At 42.9% G+C, this 24,501-nt stretch carries 30 protein-coding genes and 3 pseudogenes; 9 read left to right on the top strand and 24 right to left on the bottom strand.

The features are described 5' to 3' along the window. The 3 genes and pseudogenes from Q3W56_RS15765 to Q3W56_RS15755 all read right to left on the bottom strand — a co-directional run. Positions 1-906, bottom strand: a pseudogene (locus Q3W56_RS15765) (IS3 family transposase); the annotation flags it as partial. A gap of 154 nt (positions 907-1,060) precedes the next feature. Then, on the bottom strand, positions 1,061-1,663 hold the full coding sequence (locus tag Q3W56_RS15760) for an alpha/beta hydrolase (RefSeq protein ID WP_302896134.1): 603 nt from the start codon (positions 1,661-1,663) through the stop codon (positions 1,061-1,063). Between the two features lie 14 nt (positions 1,664-1,677). Beyond that, entirely contained in the window at positions 1,678-2,589 is a 912-nt protein-coding gene (locus Q3W56_RS15755) for a ring-cleaving dioxygenase (protein WP_302896133.1), read from the bottom strand. Between the two features lie 183 nt (positions 2,590-2,772). Between Q3W56_RS15755 and Q3W56_RS15750 the strand changes: the two genes are divergently transcribed. Further along, positions 2,773-2,973, top strand: a complete 201-nt coding sequence (locus tag Q3W56_RS15750) for a DUF3311 domain-containing protein (protein WP_014114107.1) — start codon at positions 2,773-2,775, stop codon at positions 2,971-2,973. After that, positions 2,973-4,463 (top strand): sodium:solute symporter family protein, encoded by a 1,491-nt coding sequence (locus Q3W56_RS15745; RefSeq protein WP_302896132.1) that lies wholly within the window; start codon positions 2,973-2,975, stop codon positions 4,461-4,463. The genes Q3W56_RS15750 and Q3W56_RS15745 overlap by 1 nt, the downstream gene beginning before the upstream one ends. Before the next feature lie 34 nt (positions 4,464-4,497). Here the strand turns inward: Q3W56_RS15745 and ctpA are convergent, their stop codons facing one another. Then, the gene (gene ctpA, locus Q3W56_RS15740) at positions 4,498-5,898 is read right to left on the bottom strand and encodes a carboxy-terminal processing protease CtpA (RefSeq protein ID WP_302896131.1); all 1,401 of its coding nucleotides are present in this window, start codon (positions 5,896-5,898) and stop codon (positions 4,498-4,500) included. Between the two features lie 152 nt (positions 5,899-6,050). Here ctpA and Q3W56_RS15735 point away from each other — a divergent pair, with 152 nt between their 5' ends. Together Q3W56_RS15735 and Q3W56_RS15730 are read left to right on the top strand one after the other, a co-directional pair. Further along, positions 6,051-6,752, top strand: coding sequence for a class I SAM-dependent methyltransferase (locus Q3W56_RS15735; protein ID WP_302896130.1), 702 nt, complete (start codon positions 6,051-6,053; stop codon positions 6,750-6,752). Positions 6,753-6,839: 87 nt separating this feature from the next. Further along, positions 6,840-7,094: a hypothetical protein gene (locus Q3W56_RS15730; RefSeq protein WP_019714666.1), complete on the top strand. Its 255-nt coding sequence runs from the start codon at positions 6,840-6,842 to the stop codon at positions 7,092-7,094. Between the two features lie 82 nt (positions 7,095-7,176). Here Q3W56_RS15730 and ldcB read toward each other — a convergent pair whose 3' ends face one another. Both ldcB and deoD read right to left on the bottom strand, forming a co-directional pair. Next, complete coding sequence (gene ldcB / locus Q3W56_RS15725) at positions 7,177-7,998, bottom strand: LD-carboxypeptidase LdcB (protein WP_302896129.1); 822 nt, start codon at positions 7,996-7,998, stop codon at positions 7,177-7,179. Between the two features lie 82 nt (positions 7,999-8,080). Then, positions 8,081-8,782 carry a purine-nucleoside phosphorylase gene (gene deoD, locus Q3W56_RS15720; protein WP_003218140.1) on the bottom strand — a complete coding sequence of 234 codons (702 nt, stop codon included), beginning with the start codon at positions 8,780-8,782 and terminating at the stop codon, positions 8,081-8,083. 202 nt (positions 8,783-8,984) lie between these two features. Here deoD and Q3W56_RS15715 point away from each other — a divergent pair, with 202 nt between their 5' ends. Further along, on the top strand, positions 8,985-9,110 hold the full coding sequence (locus tag Q3W56_RS15715; RefSeq protein ID WP_003218142.1) for a hypothetical protein: 126 nt from the start codon (positions 8,985-8,987) through the stop codon (positions 9,108-9,110). A gap of 38 nt (positions 9,111-9,148) precedes the next feature. Here the strand turns inward: Q3W56_RS15715 and yodL are convergent, their stop codons facing one another. From yodL to Q3W56_RS15700, 3 genes are all read right to left on the bottom strand, one after another. Beyond that, positions 9,149-9,463: a shape determination protein YodL gene (gene yodL / locus Q3W56_RS15710; protein WP_003218144.1), complete on the bottom strand. Its 315-nt coding sequence runs from the start codon at positions 9,461-9,463 to the stop codon at positions 9,149-9,151. A gap of 60 nt (positions 9,464-9,523) precedes the next feature. After that, a complete protein-coding gene (locus Q3W56_RS15705; RefSeq protein ID WP_019714669.1) occupies positions 9,524-10,135 on the bottom strand; it encodes a phosphatase PAP2 family protein in 612 nt (203 codons plus the stop codon). 80 nt (positions 10,136-10,215) lie between these two features. Beyond that, positions 10,216-10,392, bottom strand: a complete 177-nt coding sequence (locus tag Q3W56_RS15700; protein WP_019714670.1) for a YozD family protein — start codon at positions 10,390-10,392, stop codon at positions 10,216-10,218. 121 nt (positions 10,393-10,513) lie between these two features. Between Q3W56_RS15700 and Q3W56_RS15695 the strand changes: the two genes are divergently transcribed. Beyond that, positions 10,514-10,657 carry a hypothetical protein gene (locus Q3W56_RS15695; protein ID WP_019714671.1) on the top strand — a complete coding sequence of 48 codons (144 nt, stop codon included), beginning with the start codon at positions 10,514-10,516 and terminating at the stop codon, positions 10,655-10,657. On the opposite strand, the gene Q3W56_RS15690 is transcribed toward Q3W56_RS15695, so the two are convergent. The 14 genes and pseudogenes from Q3W56_RS15690 to cgeC form a co-directional block, all read right to left on the bottom strand. Next, entirely contained in the window at positions 10,654-11,334 is a 681-nt protein-coding gene (locus tag Q3W56_RS15690) for a hypothetical protein (RefSeq protein WP_019714672.1), read from the bottom strand. The two genes, Q3W56_RS15695 and Q3W56_RS15690, sit on opposite strands and share 4 nt — an antisense overlap. Before the next feature lie 153 nt (positions 11,335-11,487). After that, positions 11,488-11,712, bottom strand: a complete 225-nt coding sequence (locus Q3W56_RS15685) for a YozE family protein (RefSeq protein WP_302896128.1) — start codon at positions 11,710-11,712, stop codon at positions 11,488-11,490. 86 nt (positions 11,713-11,798) lie between these two features. Then, a complete protein-coding gene (locus Q3W56_RS15680) occupies positions 11,799-12,077 on the bottom strand; it encodes a YokU family protein (RefSeq protein ID WP_302896127.1) in 279 nt (92 codons plus the stop codon). Beyond that, on the bottom strand, positions 12,074-13,489 hold the full coding sequence (gene kamA, locus Q3W56_RS15675; protein ID WP_302896126.1) for a lysine 2,3-aminomutase: 1,416 nt from the start codon (positions 13,487-13,489) through the stop codon (positions 12,074-12,076). The genes Q3W56_RS15680 and kamA overlap by 4 nt, the downstream gene beginning before the upstream one ends. A 29-nt stretch (positions 13,490-13,518) precedes the next feature. Continuing rightward, entirely contained in the window at positions 13,519-14,346 is an 828-nt protein-coding gene (gene ablB, locus Q3W56_RS15670) for a putative beta-lysine N-acetyltransferase (protein ID WP_302896125.1), read from the bottom strand. After that, positions 14,324-15,634, bottom strand: a complete 1,311-nt coding sequence (locus Q3W56_RS15665) for a peptidase (protein WP_302896124.1) — start codon at positions 15,632-15,634, stop codon at positions 14,324-14,326. The genes ablB and Q3W56_RS15665 overlap by 23 nt, the downstream gene beginning before the upstream one ends. Positions 15,635-15,642: 8 nt before the next feature. Further along, a complete protein-coding gene (locus Q3W56_RS15660; protein WP_302896123.1) occupies positions 15,643-16,296 on the bottom strand; it encodes a 3-oxoacid CoA-transferase subunit B in 654 nt (217 codons plus the stop codon). Continuing rightward, positions 16,281-16,970: a CoA transferase subunit A gene (locus tag Q3W56_RS15655; RefSeq protein WP_302896122.1), complete on the bottom strand. Its 690-nt coding sequence runs from the start codon at positions 16,968-16,970 to the stop codon at positions 16,281-16,283. Before Q3W56_RS15655 ends, Q3W56_RS15660 begins: the two co-directional genes overlap by 16 nt. A 6-nt stretch (positions 16,971-16,976) precedes the next feature. After that, the gene (locus Q3W56_RS15650; RefSeq protein ID WP_302896121.1) at positions 16,977-18,311 is read right to left on the bottom strand and encodes an aspartate aminotransferase family protein; all 1,335 of its coding nucleotides are present in this window, start codon (positions 18,309-18,311) and stop codon (positions 16,977-16,979) included. Then, positions 18,292-18,388, bottom strand: a pseudogene (locus Q3W56_RS21205) (hypothetical protein); the annotation flags it as partial. The pseudogene Q3W56_RS21205 and the gene Q3W56_RS15650, both read right to left, overlap by 20 nt. 49 nt (positions 18,389-18,437) lie before the next feature. Further along, positions 18,438-18,587, bottom strand: coding sequence for a YjcZ family sporulation protein (locus Q3W56_RS21200; protein WP_395940369.1), 150 nt, complete (start codon positions 18,585-18,587; stop codon positions 18,438-18,440). 43 nt (positions 18,588-18,630) lie between these two features. Then, positions 18,631-19,410 (bottom strand): spore maturation N-acetyltransferase CgeE, encoded by a 780-nt coding sequence (locus Q3W56_RS15640; protein ID WP_302896120.1) that lies wholly within the window; start codon positions 19,408-19,410, stop codon positions 18,631-18,633. 29 nt (positions 19,411-19,439) lie between these two features. Then, the gene (locus Q3W56_RS15635) at positions 19,440-20,720 is read right to left on the bottom strand and encodes a spore maturation glycosyltransferase CgeD (protein WP_302896119.1); all 1,281 of its coding nucleotides are present in this window, start codon (positions 20,718-20,720) and stop codon (positions 19,440-19,442) included. Positions 20,721-20,784: 64 nt separating this feature from the next. After that, entirely contained in the window at positions 20,785-21,090 is a 306-nt protein-coding gene (gene cgeC, locus Q3W56_RS15630; protein WP_019714685.1) for a spore maturation protein CgeC, read from the bottom strand. 186 nt (positions 21,091-21,276) lie between these two features. Between cgeC and Q3W56_RS15625 the strand changes: the two genes are divergently transcribed. Next, positions 21,277-21,654: a protein CgeA gene (locus tag Q3W56_RS15625; RefSeq protein WP_302896118.1), complete on the top strand. Its 378-nt coding sequence runs from the start codon at positions 21,277-21,279 to the stop codon at positions 21,652-21,654. Between the two features lie 6 nt (positions 21,655-21,660). Further along, positions 21,661-22,614 (top strand): spore maturation protein CgeB, encoded by a 954-nt coding sequence (locus tag Q3W56_RS15620; protein WP_302896117.1) that lies wholly within the window; start codon positions 21,661-21,663, stop codon positions 22,612-22,614. Positions 22,615-22,644: 30 nt separating this feature from the next. Here Q3W56_RS15620 and Q3W56_RS15615 read toward each other — a convergent pair. Then, positions 22,645-23,030, bottom strand: a pseudogene (locus tag Q3W56_RS15615) (phytase); the annotation flags it as partial. Positions 23,031-23,469: 439 nt separating this feature from the next. On the opposite strand from Q3W56_RS15615, the gene Q3W56_RS15610 reads away from it, so the two are divergent. Then, entirely contained in the window at positions 23,470-24,495 is a 1,026-nt protein-coding gene (locus Q3W56_RS15610) for an SDR family NAD(P)-dependent oxidoreductase (RefSeq protein WP_302896116.1), read from the top strand. The last annotated feature ends 6 nt before the right edge of the window (positions 24,496-24,501 follow it).

Genomic DNA, 24,501 nt, shown 5'->3' with positions numbered 1-24,501 from the left:
CGGGCGTCCCTTTGCGGGACATGCTCATGGTAATGCCTTTTGTTTTAACAGCTTTCTGATACTCGTAAGATGTATATACAGATCCTTGGTCACTATGTAACACGCAGTTCTCAGGCAGTGTTGGCAGTTGATCAAGTGTGTGTAAGACAAAGTCTGTGTCCTGCTTATCTCCAATCGTAAAAGCAATCACTTCTCCATTGTATACATCCAATATACTGGATAGATACAATTGTTTCTGTCCATAAGGCAAATACGTGATGTCCGTTACTAGTTTTTCAAGAGGATGATCAGACTGAAAGTTCCGATCTAATATATTATCGACCACGGCATATGGCTGCCCATTCTTCTTGCGCTTTTTCACCTTAACCCGGCACTGCCACTGATTTTTCTGCATAATACGCTGAACCGTTTTATGGTTAATACACATTCCCTTTTTTAATATGGCTGTGATTTTTCGATATCCATATCGATACTTGTGCTCTCGGCACAACGTGCCGATTTGTTTTTCCAAGTGGCGTTTGGGATGATCCTTCATCAGATTCTTCTTCCAACGATAATAAGTCGCCCGAGAGATACCTAAATGAATACAGATATCCTGCACGGTCATTGTGCTGTGCAATATTTCTACAAGTTCGACTGACGTTTCGCTATCAACTTCCTTTCCAATTCGTTGTACTTTTTTAACACTTCATTCTGTTGTCGCAGGTAACGATTCTCTGCCTGCAGTTTCTCTAATTCGGAAGAATACTCCGGACCTTTTCCATAAGTGTATTGCTTACCAACAGACTGTTCAAATCGATGTGTATCACCAGCCTTATACCATCTGACCCATGTCTTAATCTGCGTATTATTTTTGATATTCAACTCCTGCTTGATCTCTTTCATAGGTACGCCTGCCAATCTCATGTCTACAGCCTTCTGTTTCACTTCAAGCGGATAACTCACTCTTGTAAAAAACACCTCCAAGTCTAATTTCGGATAACAATCATCCGTATTCAAACTTGAAGGTGTTTTTATTTGTCTCATCTTATGGGGTCAGTCCCATACGGACTAAGGTTTTTTATACAATCGCATCTTTGTACCATTCACGAGCCTGTTCAGCTTCATGCTGCGTCAGCTGATGGCCCCCATCCTGCCAGTAAACAGAGGCTGATGCCCCGCTGTCACGCAAATAACGGTGAAGCTCTTCTGATTCTTCCTTTGTGCAGAGAGGGTCGTATTTCCCGGCACCGATAAAAACTGGAAGTCCCGTCATATCAGGCAGCTTGATACCGCGAATCGGAACCATTGGATGATGCAGAATAGCCCCTTTTAAAACATCTTTATAATGGAAAAGAAGGCTTGCTGCAATATTTGCGCCGTTTGAATAACCGACCGCAATCACTCGGCCTCGGTCAAATTGATGCGTTTCTGCAGCCTCGTCGATAAAATGTTTCAAATCCCTTGTCCGCTCCACGAGGTCCTTTTCATCAAAGACACCTTCACTCAGACGTTTGAAAAAACGCGGCATTCCATTTTCAAGCACCGATCCTCTGACACCAAGCAAATGGGCATGAGGGTCTATAAAACGTCCCAACGAAAGCAGATCGTGCTCATTTCCGCCGGTGCCATGTAACAACAAAAGCACGTTGTCAGATGCCCCTTTTTCATAAATATACTTCATTGTAAAGTCCCCCTTTAAAGTTTTGGCAAAACGTCTGTAATTTGTTGTCTATGTTTCTCCAGCCATTCAGGGAGTTTTAATGAGGTTCCCAGCTCATCAAACGTTTCATCTGTCATAAAGCCAGGTTCATCTGTGGCGATTTCAAATAAGATACCGCCTTTTTCCCTGAAATAAATCGATGTAAAGTATTCTCTGTCAAGGATTTCTGACGAAGGAAGATGGTTTTCCGCAATAATCGGCAGCCAATTTGCCTGTTCCTCTTTTGTTGTCCGAAATGCTACATGGTGTACCGTTCCATAACCTCCCACCCCTCTTTTTTCAGGGTGCAAATGTACGTCAATGACGTTACCAATGGCCGCTGAGGATGTCAGTCTGACAATCTGGCCTTCTTCCGCCGCTTTGGTGTATCCAAAGCTTTCTGTTAACAATTGAATGGTCGCCTGCGGGTCATAGGAATACAGCAGCACGCCTTTCATTCCCGTTATTGCTTCATGTTGTGAAATGCCATCAGGCGTCCACTCGCTTCTGCCACTTTTCGCATCTTCTATAATCGCTAGCGGAAGGTCTTCCGTATCATCAAACATAAGTCCCTTTTTACCGAATAACATTTTCTCCTCTAAGTTCAGCCCGTTTTTCTCAAGACGTTCCTTCCAAAAGGACAGGGAGCCTTTAGGAACCGAAAAGTACACCCGGGCCACTTGGCCTTTGCCTACCGTTCCCTGTCCGCTTCCTTGGAACGGGAAAAAGGTCATAATTGTACCGGGATCCCCTTTTTGATTCCCGAAGTAAAAATGATACGTTCCGGGATCATCAAAGTTTACTGTTTTTTTAACAAGCCGAAGCCCGAGCACTTCTGTATAAAACCGCAAGTTTTCTAGCGGATCTCTGGCGAATGCTGTGACATGATGCAATCCTTCTGTTTTCATTTTCCCACTCCTACTTATCTCGATTTCAAGATATTTATTATTTTAAACCTTTATTGAAGAGGATGCAAACCATGTGTTTTGATTAAATAATTGAAAAAATCATTTTTTTCTAATAATTATCTTGTGATCTTTTCTTACAACTGCTATTATAGTGAGCATTATCATGATTCAGGAGGAAAGTAAATGGTTAAAAAAGCACTTATTGTTATTCTCATTCTTTTGCCATTCGTTCAGCTTGCGCTATTGCCGCTTGTGAATCGAATTGAACCGATTATTTTCGGCCTTCCGTTTTTCCACTTTTGGCTGCTATTGTGGATTATCATTACGCCGTTATGCTCGTTTGGCATTTACCAGATGCAAAAAAAAGATGGAGGACTTGAATAATGCAAGGGAATCTGACTGCACTTCTCATTACAGCTATTATCGTTTTAACCGTTGTCTGTATTGGATTTCTCGCCGGAAGAGATAAATCCTCACGCACTTCGGTGGAAGAATGGTCTGTCGGCGGCAGACGCTTCGGCGGTCTTCTCGTCTGGTTTTTAGTAGGCGCCGACCTCTATACGGCCTATACTTTCTTAGGGTTAACCAGTACCGCTTTTACAGGCGGAAGTATTGCATTTTTTGCCATTCCTTATTCTGTCCTGGCCTACTTTGTCGCCTACTTCTTCCTGCCAAAACTTTGGAAAGTTGCGAAAATTCATAAATTAACAACACTCGCAGATTACGCACGGGAACGTTTTGACAGTAAGCTTTTAGCAAGCCTTGTTGCCATCGTCGGTGTGCTCATGCTTATTCCGTACATATGCCTCCAGCTGAGCGGCATCCAAGATACGCTCCAAGTTGCCGGCACCGGGTATATCAACGTAAAATTCGTTGTGATCATCTCATTTATTCTAGTTGCACTGTACACATTTTTCAGCGGAATTAAAGGGCCTACATTTACTGCCATCATTAAAGACATTTTAGTATGGGTCATAATGCTGTTTATGGTGGTGTCCCTCCCTCTCATTCATTTTAACGGCTGGACACCAATGATTGACACGTTAGTAAAGGAAGCGCCGCAAATGCTGACGATACCGGCAGAAGGTCCAAAAGGCATTCCTTGGTTTATCACAGCATCTATTGTTTCCGCCCTTGCACTTTTTATGTGGGCACATGCCGCTACAGGCGTTTTCACAGCGAAGAGCGCTGATGCAGTTAGAAAAAACAGCATGTTTTTGCCGCTGTATAACATAGTGTTAATTTTGGTTATTTTTCTTGGCTTTATCGCCTTTCTTGTCCTGCCGGAAGATACAAATCCAAGACTGGCGCTGCTGCATTTGATTCAAACATCTTACGGCGGCGTGGCACAAGGTTTTGCATATGCCACGATTGCTCTTGCTTCTTTGATTCCATGCTCCATTATGGCAATCGGTGCATCAAATTTGTTTGCCAATAACCTATATCGAGATTTGATTCATCCGAATGTGTCTCAAAGCAAGCTGACCCTTATCACACGTTCAATGGTGTTTGTCGTCATCGGCCTTGCGCTTCTGTTTGGAATGCTGTTCCCGACTGCCTTAGTGACACTTCAGCTATTGGGAGTATCCGGCATGGTGCAAATCTTTCCGGCGATTGCTGTCAGCCTATTCTGGAAGCATCAAACGAAAGAAGCTACGGTTATCGGATTATTAGTCGGCCTTGCAGTAACATTTATTGTGTATACCACTCAATCCGCACATGGCATTTATGAAGGGTTCTGGGGATTGGCCGCCAATCTCATCGCTGTGATTATTTTGAATCCATTGTTCATCAAGAAGGCAGGATCCAATCCTGTCATTGAAGGTTTATTTGGTAAAAAACAAGACGCTGACCCAAATCAAAAGGGTGCATAAAAAAAACCATACGCGGCAGCCGCGTATGGTTTTTTTACATTTCTTTTTTCAAAGTTTCAATTGCCTTTTCCATTTGCGTATCATTATTTGACAGCTTCTTTTGAAGTTCTGTCATTAATTTCGTTGTTGTATCACCAGTCAGTACACCTGTTTCTTTCAGCTTCTCTTTTTTCTGGAACTGTTTGACGACAGATACAAAGTTCTGATCATACGTACTGTTAACCTTTACCTTGTAGCCAAGTGCTTTTAGCATTTTCTGAGCTACTTTAACATTGGTGCCTGAATCACCTGATTTGTACGTTTTATCTGCATCCAAATACGGAAGCTTCGCGTAATCAGGCAGTTCTGCTTTCACTTGAGGCTTGATGCCTTTTTTGTGAATCCATTCACCGTCGGCAGTCAGCCATTTGGCGACTGTCAGTTTGACAGTAGATCCATCATCATATTCTTTTGCTGTTTGAACCGTGCCTTTGCCAAATGTGGTTTCGCCGATTAATGGTATGCCTGACGATTCATGAAGGGCAGCGGCCATAATTTCTGCGGCGCTGGCTGTGCCGTCATTTACTAAAACGACAGTCGGCTTGGTCACTTTTCGATCTTTTTCGGCCTTCATGACTTCTTTTGAACCGTTTTTGTATTCAACCTGCATGATGTTTTTCCCTTTATCAATAAACAGGTTACACATCGTAATCGCCTGATCCATTAAGCCACCCGGGTTGCCCCTCAAGTCTAAAATATAGCCCTTGGCGCCTTTTTTCTCTAAACTGTCAATCGCATCTGTCAGCTCTTTAGCAGTTGTTTCAGAGAAAGATGTGATTTGGATTTCGCCGATGTTGTTGTCCTTCATCTCGGAATAGACGGTTTCTACAGGAATGGTATCACGCTTAATGGAGAGATCGATATTTCCAACTCCCGCTCTGTTCAGCTCAAGCTTCACTTTTGTGCCCTTTTTGCCTCGGATTAAAGCGACGGCTTCATTTACATTCATGCCTTCAACGCTTTTTCCGTTCACCTTTAGGATTTGGTCCTTCGGTTTGATTCCGGCTTTTTCAGCAGGTGAACCTTTAATTGGCGACACAATAAGGATTTCTCCGTCTTTCTCCTCTACTTGGGCTCCGATTCCTTCAAAGGATGCAGAAATCGTCTCGTCAAATGATTTTGCTGCCTCTTGATCCATATATGTGGAATACGGATCATCGAGAGATTGAATCATTCCTTTAATTGCTCCGTCTACTAATTTGTCATCATCTGTTTTTTGGTAATAATCACTTTTGATTTGCTCATACGCTTTATTTAATTTGTCGAACTTGCTGTCTCCCAGGCTTACTGATGTTTGGCCCAGGATGCTGGAATTGCCCGTAATAAATAAAGTAAGCGCCGAAGCGACAACCGCGGTAATCAGCACAATAAAAAACAGTTTTAATTGCCGTTTCAATTAAACACCACCTTTTTCTTCTTACAATATTATCATGGACGAATACTTATTCGTCAACTCAGAGCAGAAATGAAAGAGAAACGCCCTTCTTTCGCTTTTCATAAACCTATGTCTTTATACGACATATGATAAAGAAAAAGGAGGATTCGATATTGAGCCGATATTTAGAAATGCTGTCCTTATTCGGTGTCGCAGGAGCGCATCCAGGTGGGCTTGCTTTTTCAAAAGCGGTCTTGCAAAAGGCTGCGCCCTCTCCGAATCAGCCGATTCTTGATGCCGGATGCGGAACAGGCCAGACTGCGGCTTATTTAGGACATTTGCTGTATCCTGTAACAGTCGTTGATAAAGACCCTATCATGCTTGAGAAAGCAACAAAAAGATTTGCAAATGAAGGGCTTGCCATCCCTGCATATCAGGCTGAGCTGGAACACCTCCCGTTTTCTTCTGAGTCCTTTTCCTGCGTCCTGTCAGAATCGGTCCTCAGTTTTTCCCATCTGACATCCTCTCTTCAAGAAATGTCAAGAGTATTGAAGCCCGGCGGGATGCTGATTGGTATAGAAGCAGCTTTAAAAAAACCGATGCCCCCCGCAGAAAAAGAGCAAATGATGGATTTCTATGGGTTTACTTGTTTACTTGAAGAAACCGAGTGGCACAAAACCTTGAAGTCTTATGGCTTCCAAAGTACTAAAGCAGTAACACTTCTTTCGGATGAAATGGAATTTGAGCCAACCACAGAAATGGATTTATCGCAAACGATTGCCCCTATTTATTACGATACACTTCAGACACATTATGAACTCATGCAAATATATAGCGAGTATATGGGCCATTGTATCTTTATCGCGTATAAGTAAAACGGCGTATCGCCCCCTGTTTTCGTCCAACCTTTTTTCCCCATCTATCATATTCTGATAGAAAGTCAGTTTAGGAGGGAAACAATATTGGAGAGGTATTACCATCTTTGCAGAAACCATCAAGGTAAAGTCGTCAGAATTACAGAGAGAGGCGGAAGAGTTCACGTCGGCAGAATTACCCGTGTCACAAGAGACAGAGTTTATATAGCTCCGGCCGGCGGAGGGCCAAGAGGCGGCTTCGGTTACGGATATTGGGGCGGTTATTGGGGATATGGTGCGGCTTACGGTATTTCCCTCGGATTAATTGCAGGAGTGGCTCTGGCTGGTTTATTCTTCTGGTAAGCATAAAATAAATACCTGATTAATTGCTAGATTCACCAGACACAAAGAAGCCCGCTTATCAATTGTAAGCGGGCTTTCTCTATTAAATTTTCTTCACTTTTTCAAAGTATTCTTCGAGCGTTAAATCATTTTCTTGCATGACCTTTGCGGCCTTTTTGCCTACATAGCGCAGGTGCCATGGCTCGTATTCATATTTCGTGATATCCTCTTTATTTTTCGGATAGCGAATGATAAAGCCATATTTATATGCATTGTCCTGTACCCATTTTCCGTCGGCCGTGCTTCCGAACGCTTCATTTAGCTCAAAGCCATTGCTCCGGCTCGAAATGTCCATCGCAAGGCCTGTTTGGTGCTCACTTTCACCCGGGTAAGCGACCGCTTCCTTTGCCTTCTTTTCCCCTTTAAGGCTAACTTCATTGTCAAAAATGACTTTCTGTCTATCATACGAACGGTACCCCGAGACAGCTGCCAGTTCATAGCCTTCCTTTTTTGCAGCATCGAACATCGTTTTTAATGCGTCGGCCGCTTCCTTTCTGATGTAACGTTTTTGAATCTTTTCTTCAAAAGAAAACTCTACATCAGGTATGACTAGATCGCTAGGTTCATAGTTTCCGGGCAGTGCGTATTGTTTATTGACAAGCGCGAGTATATTTTCTGGATTTTGAATGGTTTCTAGACCGTCTACTTTTTTAGTATCATTGAAATATTTGCTTTCCAGTGAAAAATCACTGTCTTGAGTGTTAGTTTTTTTGCTGTCAGTTGTTTTTTGATCTGTTTGCTTTGTTTCTACTGTGGTTTTCGTATCCTTTTGAGCATCTCCATTCGACATGCTGCAGCCGGCTCCGACTAATGCCGTTACACTCAGAGCGGCAGCCAGTGAGAACCATTTACCGGACTTTATCATATTACATTACCTTCCTTTTATCAATCGTTTCCGCATTCACAAAGAAGAGGCTGCCGGCACCCAGCACGCCTCTTGATTTATTTTATTGTGATACGGAATGTAAAGCCACTTCTATCATATCATGAAATGTAGTTTGACGCTCTTCCGCTGTCGTTTCTTCTCCTGTTAATACGTGGTCACTCACGGTGAGAATAGACAGCGCTTTTCTTCCGTGCTTCGCTGCTAATGTGTACAATGCAGTTGTTTCCATCTCAACGCCCAGCACTCCGTAATTTGCAAGCTTTTCAATTTGCGAATCGTCGTTGTAGAACTGGTCAGCTGTAAATACGCTTCCTACCGTCACCGGCACGCCTTTATCCTTTGCGGCATCATAGGCATTTTTTAAAAGCTCGAAATCCGCGCAAGGCGCAAAATCAATACTCCCGAAAGCGACTCTGTTCATTTGTGAATCAGTTGAGGATGTCATAGCTAAAATGACGTCACGCACTTTGACATCTTTACGGATAGCACCGCAAGAACCTACTCTTATTAGATTTTGCACATCGTAGCTTTGAATTAATTCATTCACATAAATTGAAATAGACGGAACGCCCATTCCCGTGCCTTGCACTGAGATTTTTTTCCCTTTATATGTACCCGTAAATCCATACATGCCTCTGACTTCATTGTAGCATTCTACATTTTCAAGATACGTTTCAGCAATAAATTTTGCTCTGAGAGGATCTCCCGGCAAAAGCACTGTATCCGCAATCTGCCCTTTTTCAGCACCTATATGTACACTCATCTCATATCCTCCTGTAAATCTAAATTACCATCCAGTCCGTTCATTTTACAACGAATGTCATGGTGTGACAAACTTCAGCATAGATTATAAAGGAATCTGGCGAAAAAAGAAATGGTCCGAGGCTGTTTGGGCACTTCCTGAGAAAAACGGGATAATCGAGTTGTTTATTTGAAAACCTAACCGCAGGAAGGAGGGATGAGACATGGGTAAAAAACAGCGTAACCGGATCACCGGCCAAAAAAAGAACAATCATATACCTGCAAAAGATGTAATTGCAGCTGAAGAGGCGCACGGGAAAGAGTATTCCGCGGCCAAACGCAAGCCTTAAACTGCAGAAAACTGCGGAAATCCGCAGTTTTCTTTTTGTTATGTCGTTTGTACAATCAAACGATTGATTTTTCTCCATCCGGCGGGAAGCAGTTTGTAATATGTTTTCCCTTTTCTGCCTTCATCAATCAGAATCACGTCCCCTGTGGCCATAAATCTCGCATCATAATCACTTGGAACGGTGTCAAATACATTAAATAAAGAGAATGCTCTTTTCAGCACGTCTTGATGATCGCTCCCGTTGAGTTCAGTTCGATAGACGGCTCTATAGCCCTTTTTTTCGCCAAACCGGGGTGTCTGAAATATTGTCACGTCATAGGAACAAGACTTCTTTTTAAACACGGATAACATCATCAAGATCCCCTCCCTTTTATTTCTTTAACATATTGGCGTTTTTGTCACGTTTTCCTCTCTCTATTTTTGTCGAATCCGCTTCATCTTTTCGTCAAAACCTTTTACTAGGAAAAACAGAAGCAAACCAAGACTAAAGCCTCCTAACACGTCAGTTACAAAATGAACCCCAAGATAGACTCTGCTTATTCCGACTAAAACTGTGATGAAACCGGCTATTATATATACTATTTTTTTATGTTTGCATAAAAACGGGAGGTGTTTCACTAAAAAGTAGGCAATGACAGGATAGACACAGGCAGCATTCATGGAGTGGCCACTCGGAAAGCTGAATGATGATTCATGAACCAGCGGTGCAAAATCAGGCCTCACTCGTTCGATCCATTCTTTTAATACTTTGTTTAACAGCCGATCCGCACCGAATACCAAGAGCATCAACAGGCCGTCCCATGTTTTTCTGTAAAAAAACAGACCCGCTCCCATAATCACGATAAGAGGGAGCAGAATAGAAGAAGCACCAAGATGGGTGATCCCTGTCATGACATCATTAAGCCATGGCTGACGAATCAAAACAGCTGCCTTGCTAATCGCTTCATCCGCTGATTGCACAGCATTTGTATGAATGGCCGCAGCTAGAAAAAGAAAGATAAGAAATAGACTAACGGGCTTGTACAACAATTCAACCACCTCGATTTTTACAGAAGTCATAGCATCACAAATAAGAAAACCAGAGCTGATCGCTCCGGTTTTAAACCTTAGTCATCTTCATCCCACTCTTCATCTATCATACATTTTTCTATCAAATAATCAAAGGTAATATCAGCGATTTCAAACAGCTCATCCTCACTCGGTATGTAGCCCCGTCTTGCAAGCTCTTTGTAAAAAAATTCAGCGATTTCTTCCGTATCAATCACAAGATCTATTTCTTTCATCTCCGTACCGCCTCCTTTTTTATGTTTTATGAAAAAACAGGCTGAATTATACCCGGTGTTCTAAACAATTCTTTCAGTCATATACATTGAATAAAAAACAAGCCATGGGAGGCTGACGAGAATGATTGCTAAAATGATGGAAGCACTGGACGGAGAAAGATTTGATATCATAATGGAAAAAACGCTTAAAGGAATGACGTATGTGATGATTTGGGGCTGTTTGCCTTATTTTTTATATGTCCTGATCCGTATGTTCACAAACTAACTGAAATGCTCTTTTAAACTTTCCAGAACAAACATCATCATATCTTTATATTCTTCATCTCGAAACATTTCGTACAGAATTTTGTAATCATTATAAATATCCAGAAGTTCATCAACAATTGATACAGCAAGGATATGAAGGGTTTCTTGATCTTCATCATCGCCTTCAAACTGAAGAAGAGCAGACGATGCGATATCTTCGCCGATCTCATGGCCAGTTTCTCCGACATAGTGGACAAACAAAAGCTGGTGTACAAACTGGTCCATTTCATATTTTCTCAGCACCAGTGTGAGATCCTCTTCCTCCGTTTCAAGCCACTCTCCATCCTTTAAACGGGTCAGCTCATAAATGATATCCTCCCAGCCGTCTTCTAAATATCTCCAAATTTCTGTTCTGTGGCCGATAATGCGAAAGAGTTCTTTTCCATAATCTTTTACATAAACAACATCCCCAATAAGGAATTCATACTCTATATCAAGCTTTTCCATATCGACAATGACACCCTCATAATCTTTATAAAGCTGAATGGACGATTCAAAGTATAAGACTTCATTATGATTTACTTCATAAAGATAGTGTTTATCAATTTGGTGTACTTTTGTGATGGTGCCGACTGTTCCATACATAATGACAACTACGATATCCCCTACTTGGAATTTCGGTTTATTTTGCTTCATGGTGTCTCCCCCTCGCCGCAACATTTCTCATACGCTATCGTATGCCGGGTTACACCAATTCGCATGGGCATGAAAACCATAGGATGTATCCAATTATGGTATGTGTATGCGCACAAAAAAATCCGCAGCGGGTCTGCGGATTCTAACATGTGGTTATTTGCCGTGCACCTCGGCCTCGTATTTTTCCCAAGCTTCATCAAACGTCGCCATCGTGTCCAGATAATCAACATTCAGCTCCAAATATGAACTGATTTCGTGATAATCGATTGATGTTTTTGGGAAGCTGTGATCCTCATACGCTTGATTGGCAAATTCACTGATGCTGTCCTTCGGCTTCGGATGTCTGTATTTCAATAAATAATGATAAAAGGATTTCATGGGTTTCCCCTCCTGGTGTCTGTCTTTTGTTGTTTTATTATACAGTTCAAGTGTAAAATTACAACAAAAGAATACCGAAGCATCATTCAGGAGAAGTCAAAATAGTTGCGTTTCAAAATCCTTTCTGTCTCCATGAGCTGCTGATATGTCAGGCTTTCAGGCAGTTTTTTTGTTTGAATCAAAAGCAGCTGGTCCTCAATCTCCTTTATTGTAATTTCCTCTTGATAGGTCATCCCGCAGGAAGCACACACCATGGCTGGTGTGTCAGTCAGCTCTATGGCTCTTGTGCCGTCAGGGAGCTCCCAGTATACCGTGTTCCTGCCGGGTACCGCTTCAAGCTCGCCACACCATTCGCATGTTTTCATGAAGAATCGCCTCCGCTTTCAGCCTCTTTCTGTTTTTTCTGCTGCGCCAAAAATTTCTTTTCTTTTAGCTGATCTCTTTTCTCACGCCGGTCTTTTAATGTTTCATGCTCCGGATTCGCGGTGAATGCCTCTCTCCTTTTGATTCTGGCTACATTTTCCGGTGTAAACGAAACCTCTTTGTCAGCCAATATAGCACTGAGCCCGATCGGCTCCTTTTTGTCAGCGATTTCAGGGAAAACGGACTCAAAATAGGCGTCGGCCTGGTTAGGGATATAATTCTCCGGTTCCGGATATGACGTAATCACACCTTCAAAATTTCTTAAGATGACTTTGTCAGGGCTTTGCGACAGGACATAGTTTGGCTGCAGGGCGATTTTCCCCCCGCCTCCTGGTGCGTCAACGACAAAGGTAGGAACCGCATAGCCTGAGGTATGGCCTCGCAGCCCTTCAATAATTTCCAAACCTTTAGAAACAGGAGCTCTGAAATGCCCGATGCCCTCTGACAGATCACATTGATAAATATAATACGGACGGACTCTGATTTTTACCAAGTCGTGCATGAGCTTTTTCATGATGGGAACGGAATCATTAATACCGGCTAACACGACGGCCTGATTTCCAACCGGCACTCCTGCGTTCACCAATTTTTCACAGGCTTCAACGGATTCCTCTGTCATTTCGATGCTTGTGTTGAAATGGGTGTTCAGCCAGACTGGATGATATTTTTTCAAAATATCGCACAGCTGATCGGTGATGCGCTGCGGAAAAACGACCGGCGCCCTTGTTCCGATTCTGATTACTTCCAGATGCGGAATGCTGCGCAGCTCTTTTAAAATGTATTCTAAAATTTGGTCATTGATTAGCAGTCCGTCACCGCCTGAAATTAAACAATCTCGGATTTCGGGTGTTTCCCGGATATAAGCAATTGCAGCATCAAGCTGTTTTTTAGGAACTCCCATTCCGATTTGTCCGGAAAAACGCCTTCTTGTGCAGTAGCGGCAGTACATGGAACATTGATTGGTGACAAGAAACAGCACACGGTCGGGATAGCGGTGTGTCAGTCCGGGTACCGGTGAATCTTCATCCTCATGGAGGGGATCTTCCAGATCGTATTTTGTTTTGTGCATTTCTTCTGAAAGAGGTACAGACTGCATGCGGACCGGGCATCTCGGGTTATCGGGGTCCATTAAAGAAGCATAATATGGTGTAATATTTAAGGGGATCGTTTTGGTTGAAATTCTGACGCCTTCCTCTTCATCCTCGGACAAATTAATGACTTTTTTCAAATCATCTAACGTTCTTACCGTATGTGTAAGCTGCCAAAGCCAATCGTTCCACTTCTCTTCCGGAACGTCCTTCCATAATTCTATCTCCTTCCAATGCCGTTTCGGTTTATACCATTTGCTCTCCAAATGAATTCCTCCTCGTGCATCATTTTGACTTACAGGTGCTTGCACCAAATATTCATGTTTTCAAGACCTTCCGCTATATAGCAATTATTAATCAACCTTCCTCCGTATTGATAACCCGAATGGTATAACACAGCATTCATCCCAAAAGACGCAGCGCGGGCGAGAGAAAACACATGAAATATATTGTCTTCAGCCATTTCTTTTTCTAATGCCTCGATTAAAAAGCTTGTCAGTGAATGTCCTCGATATTCCGGAAGCACAGCGCAGTCGGTTATTTCTGCATGCCCGAGCTTTGGGTTGGTTTCTGCGCTTGCTGCGCTGATCAGGCGGTCATGGTCAAGCATGACATAATACATCGTGTTTGTATTCATCGTCTTTTCAATATATGCAGGGTCAAATACCGGGGTCGGGTAGGTACGAAATACTTTTTTATACAGCATCGATAGCTGATACATGTCGTTTGTTTCAGCTTTTCTCATCGTAAAGACGGGTGTATCATCACTGCGGAGGCGAGGTGCTGTGCGATATAAAGCTTCGATCATTTCCTGTTCCTCTATATAAGAATGTGTTTGTCTCCGGTTTTCTGTGAGGTAACGGACCATGACGCAAGCCGGGTGGCCGAGATAATAGCCCTTAAGAAAACCCTCTGGCACAAATAATTGTTGGGCAAGCACTGCCTCATCATGCTGTTTCGTATAAACGATGATTTTTTCCGAACCCTCTTCTTTTGCCGCTGCCACGATATCAGGCAGAGCCTTCTCAATGGCTCCGTCATAACGAACCACTCTGATTCGTTTATTAAAGCCGTCATAGTCCAGAACTGCTGTAACACCGTTATTCTTTATCGACTTGAGCATCCGCATCCTCCTCGTCTGTGTGAAGCCCGCACCAATCCATAACAAAAAGCGCAATAATTTTAGCAGATTCTATCATGGCTTTAACCTCGATGTATTCATTTGCCTGATGAGCTGTTTTTGTTTCCCCAGGCCCAAAGACAATCACTGGCGTATCTCCTGCATGGTATAAAAGCCCTCCGTCCGTTCCCCATGGTGAAGCTTCGATGATTGGCTCTGTCTGTTTCGTTTTTTGATAGGCTGATTGCAGCACTGAAAGTAAAGGGTGGTCATCAGGTAGATCATTCGGCAGCCATTGAGCGCCGAACCATTCTACTGTTACCGGATGGCGTTTAAACCATTCGTCACGGTATTCTAAATCCTTCAACCAGTTTTCCAATTCAAGTTTTACTGCTTCTGGTTTTTCATGGGGAGCAATTCCGCATCTCCCTTCTATGACGACACGATCTGCAACTGACGAAGGCCATGCTCCTCCTGAGATGGTGCCGATATTCACTGGTACCGGTATAGGGACATTGTCATACAGCGGATCTGAAATTCTCGCATTGCGAACTTTCTCCAGCTCTTGTATGGCAGTGATCACGTGCAGGCTTTTTTCAATCGCGCTTACCCCCTCATAGCGTGTGCCGCCATGTGCGGCTAATCCCTTTACTGTAATTCGAAACCACATCGAGCCCTGCTGCTTTATAAATAGTTTCATATTCGTCGGCTCCGGGATTAGTGCCCCGTCAGCACGATAGCCTCTCATGATGGCGGACAGTGTTCCGGCGCCGCCGCACTCTTCATCTACAACACTTTGAAACAATATATCTCCCTTTAAATGAACATCGCAGGCGTGCAGGGCTTCTAAAGCAAAAAGAAGGGCTGTATTGCCTCCCTTCATATCCGTTGAGCCACGCCCGTATATTTTACCGTTTTCTTCGACTGCTTGAAACGGTTCATACTTCCAATCCTTTACGCTTCCTTCAGGCACAACATCGATATGACCGTTTAAAATCAGAGACCTGCCTCCGCCCGCTCCCGTTTTTTTTGCAACGATGTTCGGGCTCTCATGAAAATCTGAGCGGTCTGATTTAAAGTAGGGATGCTGTTTTAATTGCTTTAGGCTTGGCTCCCACACGTCAATGTCCATATGAAATTGCCTCAGCTTTTCAAGCACAACAGCTTGGGCGTTAAATTCTGCGCCCATAGTACTTTTTTCTCCAATCAATCTTTTGAGAAGACGAATGGCTTTGGCCGAATGCTGATCAAGCCACCCGATTACTTTTCTCTCAATGTCTTGCATCCTCATTCCCCCTTTTAAGAAAAAGGCATATCTATTTTGATTTCAGCTTCAGTCAGCCTCGTCACCTCGTCGATTGTCGAACCATTCATCAGCTCTTTTAAAATGAAATGTCGGCCATCGACCTCAAGAACGGCTTTTTCAGTAATGATCATATCTACACAGCCTGCTGCGGTTAATGGAAGCGTGCATGTTTCGGTTAATTTAGGCCTTCCCTTTTGATCTGTATGACTCATGACGACAACCACTTTTTTCGCTTTTTGGGCCAGTTCCATCGCACCGCCCATGCCCGGCACCTTTTTTCCCGGGACAAGCCAATTTGCCAAATCGCCTGACTGACTCACCTGCAGGGCACCTAAAATCGTTATGTCAATTTTGCCTCTTCTGATCATCGCAAATGACATCGTTGTATCAAAGTATGACGCCCCTTTTACAGCGCGGACAGGATACCCCGCGGCGTTGCATAAATATTCATCCTCTTCCCCCTTTTCAGGGCTTTCACCAATGCCGAGTACACCATTTTCCGCCTGCAGCATGACCTGCATGTCAGGCGGCAAAAAGTTCGACACTAAAGATGGGATGCCGATACCGAGATTCACAATCATACCCGGCTTGATTTCAGAAGCGGCCCGTTTTGCGATCTGTTCTCTCTCTGCTACTCCCAAGCCCATTTCCACTTCACTCCTTCGCTTCTCACAACCCCCTCGACAAAAACCCCCGGTGTGACAATCATTTCTTCAGGTATCTCTCCTATCGGGACGATCCGCTCAGCTTCGGCAAAGGTTCTCCTGGCAGCCATTGCCATAAGCGGATTCATATTGCGCGCTGTTTTGTCGTACGTTAAGTTGCCGAATTCATCAGCAATGTGCGCATTGACGAAAGCAAATTCAGCCGTCAGCGCCTCTTCAACCAAATACCGCTTTCCAGCCACAGACACGATGTCCTTTTTCTCACAGACCATTTGATTATCAATGCCGACGTCGGTCAAAATGCCACCGATTCCCGAACCGCCGGCACGAATCCGTTCCGCAAGCGTTCCCTGGGGTGAAAATTGAACCTCTAACGTCCCGTCTGTCATCTGTTTTCCGGCTACAGGATTGGAACCGATATGCGATGCGATCAGGGTTTTGACTCGTTGATTGACAATAAGCGGGCCGACCCCTATTTCCGGGAACCCGGCATCATTGCAGATGACGGTTAAATCCGTTACACCGCAGTCCAATATAGCTTCAATTAATGAAGGAGGCGTCCCGACTCCCCCAAAGCCGCCAAACATCAGGACCGCCCCGTCCTGAACATCTGCAATTGCTGTTTCGATGCTGATTGTTTTTTGAAATGGCGCCATTTGATTTCAATCCTTTTTCAGTATTTTTTCGACCGCTCCAACTGTTTCCGAAAAATTTGAAATGAGCTCTTCAATTTCACTGTCTGAAATGGTAAATGGAGGAGCAATAATAACTGCATCTCCTTCCCCGCTGTCTATTCCCGTTTTAGCAGGATAAACAATCAGCCCGCGTTTTTTCGCCTCTCTGATCATGTGCTGAGTAACCGCCTTCTCTTGAGAAAAAACTTGTTTCGTATTCTTGTCTGCTACAAATTCAACTCCTAATAGCAGTCCTTTTCCGCGCACATCGCCAATAACCTCGCTTTGAGACGCTGTCTCAACAAGCTTCTTTTTCAGTACAGCCCCCTTTTTCTCTGATTGCTTGATCAAGCCATGCTTTACCACATACCGCAAAACTTCAAGAGCGGCTTTGGCTGAATAGGGATGTGCACTATATGTGTGGCCGCTCATAATCACACCTGAGCCTTGTTTTATCGTTTGAATAATAGAATCAGATACAACGGCAGCGGCAATAGGCGCATACCCGGCACCGAGACCCTTTCCCAGTACAGCAATATCAGGAACGGTGTGCCAATGCTCTGTCGCGAGCATCCTTCCCGTTCTTCCAAGCCCTGTCATCACTTCGTCTGCAATAAAGAGCACTTCGTGTGTGCGGCATACCTCACTTAATCTCTCATAATATCCCGGAGGCGGAGTAATCGCTGCTCCTGCTGCACCAATAATAGGCTCAGCCACAAAGCCGGCGATAAATTGGCTTCCGATTCTTTTGATCGCAGTCTCCAGTTCATCAGCGGCAGTCTGAACAAAGTCTTCTTCCGTCCCATGATTCCGCCGATACACATGAGGAGCTGAAATAACAGGATATCGCTCAATGAGATGGGTGAATCGGTATCTCCTTTCATAAAAACCAGATAATGAAAGCGCTCCCAAAGTTATTCCGTGGTAACTGCTCCACCGAGACAAAAAGATGGATTTTTGTGTTTGCTTTTTTTCCTGCCAATACTGAATGGCGATTTTCATAGCTGTTTCTATCGCTTCTGATCCGCTGTTGACAAAAAAAGACCAATTCACATCTCCCGGAAGCTCTTGCGCCAAGAGGGCGGCTAATTGCTCGGCAGGCTCGCTCGTAAACTGTGAGCGATAAGCAAAAGACACTTGATCAAGCTGGTCTTTCAGCTTCTCAGTCACATCACGAACCCCGTGGCCGATATTACATGTCACTGCACCTGATGAGCCGTCAAGATATCTTTTTCCGGTCTGATCATAAACATATGAACCCTTCGCATAACTGACAACCGGATAGGCCGAACTAAGGTCCGGCTTAATTAAATAACTGCTCATGCTCCCACCTCAAAAAACCCTTTTGACATATTATATGAGTGTCCAAATTGCGGCATGACGTTCCACGCAAAAACTTTTCACACAAAAAAGAGCCTTCTGATGGAAAGGCTCTTTTGAATTTCAACATTAGTGAATAAAAGCAGCTCCGACAATAATTAATAAAATAAACAAGACAACAATCAATACAAACGTATTTGTCCCGCAGCCAGATCCGTAACCGTATCCAGAGTATCCATGCATGCTGTTTTCATCCTTTCTTATCACGATATACGGCATAATATGCGGGCCAAGTCCCAAATGGTTTGTGCAAACGCCTATTTCATGTAAGGAAATAATGAAAAACAGTGTGCATCCGCTCATATTTTTTAAACGTCAGCTTTTCGTAAAAATGGGTTGCACCCTCAGTGCTTGTGGCCACTAAATAGATTGCTTCCATTCCTAGCGATTTCGCGATGGACAACATTTCTTTCACTAAGATACTGCCATAGCCCTTCCTTTGAAACTGATCCAAAATGGCAACTTCTTCGATTTTAGCCGTTTTTTCTTGCGGATGGATGAATAGCTCTCCACACCCAATGGGAACCTTCTGTGAAGCGTCGCTATAACAAACAACAAGAATAATCGTACCCGCTTCATAAAAGGGATATTTTCTTTTTAATTTTTGTTCTGCAATCGCTTCCCCAATATAAATGGAATCATAAATTTTCATGATAGAAGATCCATCACTGAGACTTTTTGCCGTCCCCCATGCCGTTAACGGATGCCCTATCTGCCCTTTCCAATCACTAAGTTTCATGTCGTACAACAGCTCATCCTCGACAACAAACCCGCTTTTGACAAGCGATTGCTTCAAACCAAGCGGAAAAACATGCTGCGGTGACGCTTTTAAATGGAGATAATTCGCAGCAAGTAGCTTTGGTACGGAGGGCAAAAAATCCAGTAACCGATCCAATGGAAACGTATCATGGAGCTGTACAAAGTTATGAGAAAAAATTTGCGGAAGCTTTGGATCTCTATATATTCTGTAATGATCAAACAATGCCGATTCAGACGTTAACAATATATATTGGTGTTCCGTTTTTGAATAATGTCCTGTCATGAACGTCTCCTTTTTATGAACCTATGCAGTTACTCAATTGCAATATTCAACTTCTTTATAATCTCATCGTACACTGGATAAAACGGCTTTCCAATTGAAAATTTATGGATATTTCGGAAAGAAGCGGAGATTGGCTTTTGATGCAAAAAAAATTTCCTTACTACTTGTTCACTAATTGGGTGTAAGACGCCGTGTAGAAACAAAAACGACTTGCGTTCTATGAGAAAAAGCCTTCGATTAGGCGGATTTTCGATCAAACTAGATCGCTCCCGCGTAATTGGCAGCCCTTCCGGCAGCGCCTCTAATTCTTCTTTTCCAATTGTCAATATGTCTTTTCTTTTAAATTGATAAAACCGAAAAGCATACTGACCCATAATCCGTCTTTTTTTTCCGTCTTCGATATAAAATATCGCAGGATGTCCAGCTTCCTTTACTAAAATGTAATTCGGTATATTTAACATTTTTCCGATTCTATATTGGAATAAATACGGATCTGGAACGGTCACAGTCCGATTTAGATACAAAGAACCCCACCTATCCCCGACAGGACGCCTAAGACCCTGATCAATAAAATACACGTTTTGATCTGAACCTTTTACAAAAGATCCGTCAATCAAATCAGCGGGCAGAGACTGATATGCATTTTGAAATGAATTGGGGGTTTTATAGGTTGTATCTAATACTTCATTTATCGGCAAAAACGGCGCAAAGTTGTTGATTCTGGTCCAAAAAATTGAGTCACCATGATTCCAATGCTTCATGTCATCGTCCCAGTAGCTTCCATATTTATGAAGTATACGATCAAGTAACGAACGACGATGCATAACTGAGCAATGATCGACTTGGAAAGCAGCCTGATCTAGCACTGCATCGGCATTCCTATAGAAATGTGAAATTTCCTCTCCTCTTTCGTTTACATGTATAACTTTTTGTCTTGAATAGACAGCCAGTGCCTCAGGCTTATGTGAAAACGTCTGCACCATACGGCTCAAGCGCTCAGGATGATAAACAGTGTCATCGGTGAGATAGGAAATGTAGTCTCCCTCAGCAAATGGGAGCGCGCTGTTAATTAGCGTGGCGTAGCGGGTTGTTTTTATTCGTTCTTCAGGTTTTACGAAACTGTTTTCATAACGAATGCGAGGGTCATGAAGATACTTGTGAATTACTGCAGTTGTTTCTTCATTAGAATGATCATCCATGACAAAAAGCTCCCAATTGTCATGTGTTTGATTCATGACGCTTTCAATCGCCTTTTGCAGATAAGCAGGTTTGTTGTAACTCGTTAAAACAATGGACACTTTCTCTCCCATCTATACATCCCCTTAACGTCTGACATATAAAACGGCTCCGCAGCAAGCAGAGCCTCTGTCTTCATTAAAAAGCACCCCAGCTTACAATACTCGAGAGTGCAACATTTGACCTCAGGTTATTTAACGGATTTTGAAAAATCACCAAGTCTGTCAGGACTTCTTTTACAATGACATTTTGAAGCGTACCTCCATTTATTAGGTTCACTTTTGGAATCGGCACACTAAGCTCTTTCGCAAATATGAGTTGACGTCTGAGATCAGAATCATTTTCTTCAGAAACTGGGTGACAGATAAGCAAAATCAATAAAAGTAGAATAAAATGCAATTCGTTTCCATTTTCATCTTTGTTTACTTGATATTGAGACTCCAAACAACAATCCCTCCTATACTTTTCACAGTATGATTGAACTGTCAATTGCGGTATAGATAATGTCTGTTCATTGAAAAAATCAGCACTTTTCTTAAATATAAAAAAAGTTTGGCGTTCGCCTCATACCAAATACCGGTTAGTAGAATATGATTAATTTGAGTTCACTATTATTAGGAGGTGTTTTTAATGAATAGTGGAAACACGCAATTAAAAAGGGAGTTAATCAGGGCCCTTTTAAACCCTTTATTAACAAATTCAACTTTAGGAGGAGATAACTTGGATATTTCACTTAACACTATTTTGGGATCCGCGCTTGATTTAAATACGAATTCGAATACTTCACCTGATTCGCCAGCAGAATGGATTTTCGAGAGAATCGCACCGGGTACTAGGATCAGTATTGTAACTGATTCAGGTGACATGATCGGCCCTGCCATATTTATCAATTTCAATCAGGAAATAGGCATCGTCTTTGTAACACAAGAAAGCACTGTCACTCCTGCGGGCCAAGCTACAACATTAATTGATGTAAACAAAGTAGAAAGCGTTACGTTCTTTTCATAACATCTGATGAAAGTCTTGTATATCCAGTCGGGATACGGAGGAATATACAGTTATTTTGATCGCTGGGCTGAAGAATGTTTTCGGTGTACTCATACAGAGTATATGTCAGCAGATACTCTGGAAGCAGAGGCTCTGGTGAAGATCGAAACATTTCAGCCGGACTTCGCACTTATGATGGTTGGAGACCGCGTTCCTCACGACTGGCTGACCTGGTTAAAGGGTAAGGATATTCCCGTGTATGTTTGGCTGACCGAAGACCCATTTTATATTGATATCAGTCTTCAGGTGATTAAACATGCTGACGCCATATTAACGATAGAACAAAATGCCGCTCTCTATTATCGGGAGCTTGGCTTCCAGCACGTCTATTATGTTCCGATTCCAGTTAATCATCGGCTGTTTAAAAAAATGGACACCGAACAATCCTTCCATTCAAATCTGCTTATCATTGGCTATCCTTACCCTAATCGGGTTCAGCTTATGAAAGAAGCGGTACATCTGCCTTTCACGGTTCGAGTAATCGGAAAGGAATGGAGAAAGTATCTGCCTAAAAAAGTGCTCAAGCAGCCGCATATCAATGTCGTCAGCACATGGATTCCACCCGAACACGCCGTTCATTATTATAACGGGGCTGACATTGTGATCAATGCGCATCGGCCTTATCATTTTGCTTTCAACAAAAATAATATCCCCATCAAAAATGCCAGCTTCAATAACCGAACGTTTGATATCGCTGCGTGCGAAGCATTTCAATTAACAGATTTACCCGCGGCTCATCCTTTTTCATCCTTTATTTCTTATCACAGTATCAACGACTTTAAGGAAAAAGCCGCTTTCTATATCAACCATCCTGAAGAACGATATAAAGTAGCAGCATCCAATTACAAAGAGACCGTACCCGCAAATACGTATGATGAGCTTCCTGAAAAACTAAAGGCGATTCATTTGGCGCTTTCTTAAAAAATCGTTCATTTCTATGAACGATTTTTTCTAGCCATCAGAACGGTCCTTCAGCTTCCTCAAATTCACCTGTTTATAAAGATCAAGTCTCCCGCCAAGATGCTGTGCAAACTGTTTCCATGCCAAATTTGAAGTTTTGGTTGACAGCTTGTCCATTGTTGATAGTTTCGCCGTCCTGTACCAAAATCCCGAAAGGGTCCGTACACTTTTACCATCTTTCTTTTTGCCATTTGTAATGGTCAAAGTTTGCTACATTGCAATTGCTTCCCTGCCGTTCATACATTGCATAGCTGTTACTTCCCTGACTTGAGGCCATGAGGTACCCTTTGCCGTTTGGTGCATAAAAGATCGTCAGTCCTTCTATATGCTGTCAAATGTTCTCCTGTCGCACGGTCGACAACCTGCCCCTTTCCTAAAGCGACAGGATTTGTCTCGATTTGCGCTGTTACTTTAAAATGATGTTCCGCTTTCACATGATGATCGGCACCGAGATTGCTGTCAGGTTAAGCAATAAACCTGCCGCAGTGTTTAGCAGCATTATTTAATATATAAAGGTATTTAATTGTGAGGAAATGAACCTTTTTTATAGTGTTTTTGATTCGTAAACTACTGCACGTACGAGGGATGTGATAAATCTGTCAGGTTTCCTTTTACGGCGCGAAATAAATTATAATGAATATTTAGTACATTATTCATTTAGTTTTTCCATTCGTCTATTTTCCATTTTTTTCAAAGAAGAACACTTTGTGACCTGATCATTCCCCTAAATTTTGATTTACTGGTTGCTTTCATTAACTCGATTAAAAAGTTGAACATATGATGCATGGTAGAGAAACGAGAGTTGGAGGATAAGCCATGCCTAAACAGCAAACAGCAGAACTAAAACCATTTTTCCATAACAAAACAGTTTTAGTCACTGGCGGGACGGGTTCAATCGGGAGTCAAATTGTCAAACGCCTTTTGCTGCTTACTCCGAAACAGGTGATTGTATTCAGCAAAGACGACAGTAAACAGTATATGATGAGCCAAAAATATGCGGAGGATAAGCGGCTTTTATTTGTACTCGGAGATGTGCGCGATTATAGAAGGGTGAATCAGGTGATGGAAGACGTCGACATCGTCTTTCACGCTGCTGCGCTGAAACAGGTTCCGACCTGTGAAGACCATCCATTTGAAGCGATCCAGACCAATCTCATCGGCGGACAGAATGTGGTTGAGGCTGCCCTTTTACACCGAGTACAGCAGGTTATTCATATCAGTACAGATAAAGCTGTATCTCCTGTGAACACAATGGGTGCCACCAAGCTGTTATCTGAAAAGCTGTTTCATCAAGCAAACCGCCATGTTCAAAACAGAGGAACCGTGTTTTGTTCGGTCCGCTTCGGAAATGTTCTCGGCTCAAGGGGTTCGGTCATCCCTATTTTATTTGAACAAATGATGGAGGGTGAACCGCTGACCATCACAGACAAGAACATGACCAGATTTTTTATGTCAATAGACGATGCGGCTACACTGACATTGCAATCAGCTGCTATTACAAAAGGCGGAGAGACCTTTATTTTTAAAATGGAATCATTGAAACTTGAAGAACTGATTCATGGGTTTGAAGAATATGCATCGCAGCACGGGCTCCCGCGGCCGGCTGCAGTAGAAGTCGGCAAACGTCCAGGTGAAAAGCTTCACGAAGAATTAACATCCCCTCATGAAGTTGAATCACTCTATGAATGGGGCAATCTTTATGCAATCCTTCCGGAGCCAGAAAAACATCCAGTTTTTCGCAAAGTCAATTTGCCTGGGTATCAATCAGATCAAGCTCCTCTCATTACAAAAGACAGAATTGCCAAGATTATTGAAGAATTGCATCAAGAAAAAAAGGCATAAAAACAA

This window comes from Bacillus sp. C28GYM-DRY-1, from assembly GCF_030519405.1.
Taxonomy (GTDB): Bacteria; Bacillota; Bacilli; order Bacillales; family Bacillaceae; genus Bacillus; species Bacillus spizizenii_A.
The sequence above is the reverse complement of the archived record's forward strand: the minus strand, read 5'-3'. Positions and strand labels throughout refer to the sequence as shown.